The sequence below is a fragment of the Candidatus Chloroploca mongolica genome (assembly GCF_004762035.2).
Taxonomy (GTDB): domain Bacteria; phylum Chloroflexota; class Chloroflexia; order Chloroflexales; family Chloroflexaceae; genus Chloroploca; species Chloroploca mongolica.
The window spans coordinates 175,517-179,506 of record NZ_SIJK02000005.1; the positions used below are offsets into that span (position 1 = coordinate 175,517).

Annotated in this window: 4 protein-coding genes and 1 tRNA gene; 4 read left to right on the top strand and 1 reads right to left on the bottom strand. The window is 58.0% G+C overall.

Features of this window, described 5'->3' with window-relative positions:
- Positions 1-148: 148 nt before the first annotated feature.
- The gene (locus EYB53_RS04750; RefSeq protein WP_135477068.1) at positions 149-865 is read right to left on the bottom strand and encodes a CDP-alcohol phosphatidyltransferase family protein; all 717 of its coding nucleotides are present in this window, start codon (positions 863-865) and stop codon (positions 149-151) included.
- A gap of 159 nt (positions 866-1,024) precedes the next feature.
- Between EYB53_RS04750 and EYB53_RS04755 the strand changes: the two genes are divergently transcribed.
- The 4 genes from EYB53_RS04755 to EYB53_RS04770 form a co-directional block, all read left to right on the top strand.
- A tRNA-Asn gene (locus EYB53_RS04755) sits at positions 1,025-1,099 on the top strand.
- Between the two features lie 63 nt (positions 1,100-1,162).
- The gene (gene smpB / locus EYB53_RS04760) at positions 1,163-1,639 is read left to right on the top strand and encodes an SsrA-binding protein SmpB (protein WP_135477069.1); all 477 of its coding nucleotides are present in this window, start codon (positions 1,163-1,165) and stop codon (positions 1,637-1,639) included.
- 2 nt (positions 1,640-1,641) lie between these two features.
- Positions 1,642-2,889, top strand: a complete 1,248-nt coding sequence (locus EYB53_RS04765; RefSeq protein ID WP_135477070.1) for an MFS transporter — start codon at positions 1,642-1,644, stop codon at positions 2,887-2,889.
- Positions 2,890-3,284: 395 nt separating this feature from the next.
- A partial coding sequence (locus EYB53_RS04770) for an RpnC/YadD family protein (protein ID WP_167857259.1) occupies positions 3,285-3,990 on the top strand: 706 nt, incomplete at its 3' end.

A 3,990-nucleotide genomic window follows, 5' to 3' on the forward strand; every position in this document is an offset into this window, starting at 1 on the left:
GGGCGGCGGGGCGCGGCGGCGGGGGGCACGGGCAAGCCGTGCCCGTACGGGGCGGCGGGGCGCGGCGGCGGGGGGCACGGGCAAGCCGTGCCCGTACGGGGCGGGGGGGGCAGGGCGGCGGGGGGGCACGGCACCGCCGTGCCCGTATTTAACGCGCTGCGCGGTTGAGGCGCAATGAATGGATTATGTAAAAGATGGGATAGATGAGCGAAATCAGGGCAAGGGGAGTCCGCAGCGTTTCGGTGGACAGGACGGCGGCAAGCAGAAAGATGCCGCTGATGGTTGCTGCGGCCAGGTGCGACTTGCGGTAGCGCGGTAAGCGTGTGATATAGATGTAGCGTGTCGGGATGAAGACCAGGATGGAGAGGATGATCACGATCACCGTGTTGAGCCAGGCGGGCACACTGATGAGGTAGAGGTAGGCAACGAGTAGGTTCCAGTAGGAGGGAAAGCCGAGGAAGAAGCCTTCGTCATCGAGCTTCACATCAACCCGGGCAAAGCCAAAAGCGCTGGCGAGCAATGGCAATGACCCAAAGAGGAGCACTGGTTGGAGCAACATCTCAGCTTTGACCATAAAAAGAACTGGGAGGAAGACGTAGGCCACAAAGTCAATCACGTCATCCATGGCACGGCCATCAATCTCGGGCACATACTTCTTGACATTGTAGCGCCGCGCCAACATTCCATCGGTGCCATCAATGATAATGCAGAGCAGCATCGTAAAGAGCGCTGCGGCTAGTTGCCCATCCAGCAGGAAGAGGGTCGAGAGCAGCAGTAGCACCGTCGTCGAGGCGGTGTAGAGGTGGACGAGGTAGGCTTTGAGGCGCGTGGAAGATCTATTAGCAGCGTGTTGATCGTTTAGCATAGAGGATATAGTAGCATAATTCGGCGCTGTTGCCTAGAAATTCCCGGTTGTGCTAGGGCTACGTCAAAGTGGTAGCCCATCGTGGATACCAGGCTTGTTGTACGAGTTGCAGAAAGCGAAAACCTATGCTATAATCCGCCCTGTCCGTGAGCGGAGTGATCCCCGATAGCTCAACGGTAGAGCGGCTGACTGTTAATCAGTAGGTTCGTGGTTCGAATCCACGTCGGGGAGCCACGAGTGATAGGCCAGGTAGCAGCGCTACCTGGCTTCTTTGTTGAGGATGTTTGAGGTGATTCTATGGCATCAAAGAAGCCTCCTGCCGGGGTGGTGGCCGATAATCGGAAGGCGCGCCACGATTATACAATTGAAGAGACCTTTGAGGCGGGGTTGGTCTTGACGGGCACCGAAATTAAGTCGGTGCGTGCGGGCAAGGTGAATCTGCGGGGGAGTTATGCCCGCGTTTTTCGTGACGAGGTCTTTTTGTATGAGGCGCATATTTCGCCGTATGAGCAGTCAGGCACGTATTTTAACCACGAGCCGACGCGCCCGCGTAAGTTGTTGCTGCATCGGCGTGAGATCCGGCGCATTGATGGGTTGATCCGGCAGAAGGGGATGACCCTGGTGCCGCTGAAGATCTATTTTAAGGGACGGCGTGCCAAGATTGAGTTGGGCGTTGCCCGGGGCAAGAAGCTGTATGATAAGCGCGAGGATATTGCGAAGCGCGATGCGCAACGTGATATCGAGCGTGTGATGAAGTCGCGTTCGCGGGACTAGCAATGGCTGTTGGCTATCTGGAGTTGTTGCAACGCAACAAGCAGTTCCGTCGGCTCTGGTACGGGCAGATTGTGAGTCAGTTGGGCGATTGGCTTGATAGCATCGCCCTCTTTATTTTGCTTTTGAATTTGACAGGTTCGGGTGAGGCGCTGGGCTTGTTGTTGCTGGCCGAGTTTTTGCCAGGGGCGCTGGTCAGTCCGCTTGCGGGCGTGGTGATTGATCGGCTACCGCGTAAGCTGGTTTTGATTGCGAGCGATCTTGGTCGGGCGGCAATGGTCTTGCTCTTGCTGCTTGTCAATAGCCCGGCAGAGCTCTGGCTGATCTATGTTGCGGTGGTGCTGAAGGTCTCGATGGCGGCCTTTTTTGAGCCGGCTCGTTCAGCGATTCTGCCGAGTCTCTGTACTCGTGAAGAGTTGGTGACGGCGAATGCGATCAGTGGGGCGACCTGGTCGGCCATGCTGGCGATCGGGGCGGCCCTGGGTGGCCTGGTTGCCGCTACCCTGGGCGTGCGGGCGGCTTTTCTGCTAGATGCGGCCTCCTTTCTACTATCGGCGGCCATTATTGCGACAGTGCAAGTGCGCCCGTCGGAGCGTTCCGGCGCTGATCAGGCGTCACGGGGGCGCTCGGTGTGGGCGCTGGCGGGGCAAGCCGGCGGTGAATTACTTGATGGGGTACGCTATGTCGTGCGCCATCGCGAGGTTTTTTGGTTAACGGTTACGAAGGCGTTGTGGAGCATTGGGGGCGGGGTGTTGCTGTTGCTCACGCTGCTGGGGCGCGAGGTCTTTCCGCTGGGGCGCGATGGGGCGCTGAGCATTGGCTTGCTCTATGCGGCGCGGGGGCTTGGCACGGGCATTGGGCCGCTGCTGGCGCTGCGGCTCGGCGGCGACGGTCAACGCTTTCTGCGCCGCGCCATCGTGATGGGCTTCTTTGTCACGGCGGCGGGCTACCTTGCGCTCAGTGCAATGCCAACGCTGGCGCTGGCAGCGCTGGCGGTGCTCTTTGCCCACCTTGGCGGCAGTGTGCAATGGGTCTTCAGCACGGCGTTATTGCAGACGAAGGTGCCTGATCAATTGCTTGGGCGTGTGTTTGCGACCGAATATGCGGCGCTCACATTGACGACCGCGCTCTCGGCGTATCTCACCGGCGTCATTGCCGATCAGGGTGTCAGTCCGTGGGCGCTGTCACTTGGCCTTGGTGGGGTCTTTCTGGTGACAGGGACAATCATCGGGTTGGCGCTGTGGCGTGAATGAGGAGATGCCGCAGTTGGTGCGTGTCGCCAGACCTGCGGATCGCCCTCATGCCCACGCCGTCGGCGTCAACGCCTTGGCTACCCATGATTGCGAGTAACACTTCCCTAGCGGAATACACCCATGCCCACGCTGTCGGCGTCAACGCCTTGGCTACCGAGCGCGAAGCCGGCCTGCGCCGGCTCGATCAAGCCGCGAAGGTGACCTTCGCTACCTACTAGCCGAGGCGTTGACGGCGATGGAAGAAGATGCAATCGCCCTAAAAGACCGGGGATTGCCATTTGACAAATAGCTCTTGTGTGCTATAATGAAATCTACACGTATCCGTGTGTATTTATAAGAACAGTGGCAAATCCTCGATGGCAGAAACGGATCATCCTCTCAAAAGGTTTGTGTTATTGGCGGCGTTCGATCTGGCGGCGTGGCTCCTGGCTCGTCCCGTACAGCACGTGAGCACGCGTCGGAATGAACTGATGGCCGAGCCAGATGTGTTAGACGCCGATATGGTGCTCTTTGTGACGCTGGATTCGGGACAAGAAGTTATCTTGCACCTGGAATTTCAGGGGCCAGGGAGCAAACGACCGATGCATTTACGCTTGCTGGAGTATCAGGCGCGCCTGGCAGTCAGTTATCGTGATATCCCCATTTACAGTGTGGTGCTGTATTTAGGTGGGGCCGGAGTGCGTGATAAGGGTATACACGCATTGTATAATCTAGATGGAACGACCTATTTGGCATGGCGTTATCAGGTGGTGAGGCTGTGGGAATTATCCGCCGAGGAGTTATTGGCCTTGAAGCGTCCGGCGCTTATGGCGCTGATTGGGCAAACGCGGATGCGCGAACCCGAAGTGATGTTAACGGCAGCCGTTCGACAGGTAGTCGAGGGCACAACGGATGACCAAAGTGAACGATTATTGGCAGAATTATTGCTTCTATGCACTGACGAGGAGATAGCAGCAATGGCTGAACAGATTATTATGCGCGATTACGGTTTGCCTGAGACTCCGATGATGCGCAAACTGCGTGAGCAGGGTCGCGAAGAGGGTCGTGAAGAGGGTCGTGAAGAGGGTCGTGAAGAGGGTCGTGAAGAGGGTCGTGAAGAGG

Coding starts and splice junctions, on each gene's coding strand:
- EYB53_RS04765 (WP_135477070.1), top strand. CDS start 1,642: ATGGCTGTTGGCTATCTGGAGTTGTTGCAACGCAACAAGCAGTTCCGT.
- smpB (WP_135477069.1), top strand. CDS start 1,163: ATGGCATCAAAGAAGCCTCCTGCCGGGGTGGTGGCCGATAATCGGAAG.
- EYB53_RS04750 (WP_135477068.1), bottom strand. CDS start 865: ATGCTAAACGATCAACACGCTGCTAATAGATCTTCCACGCGCCTCAAA.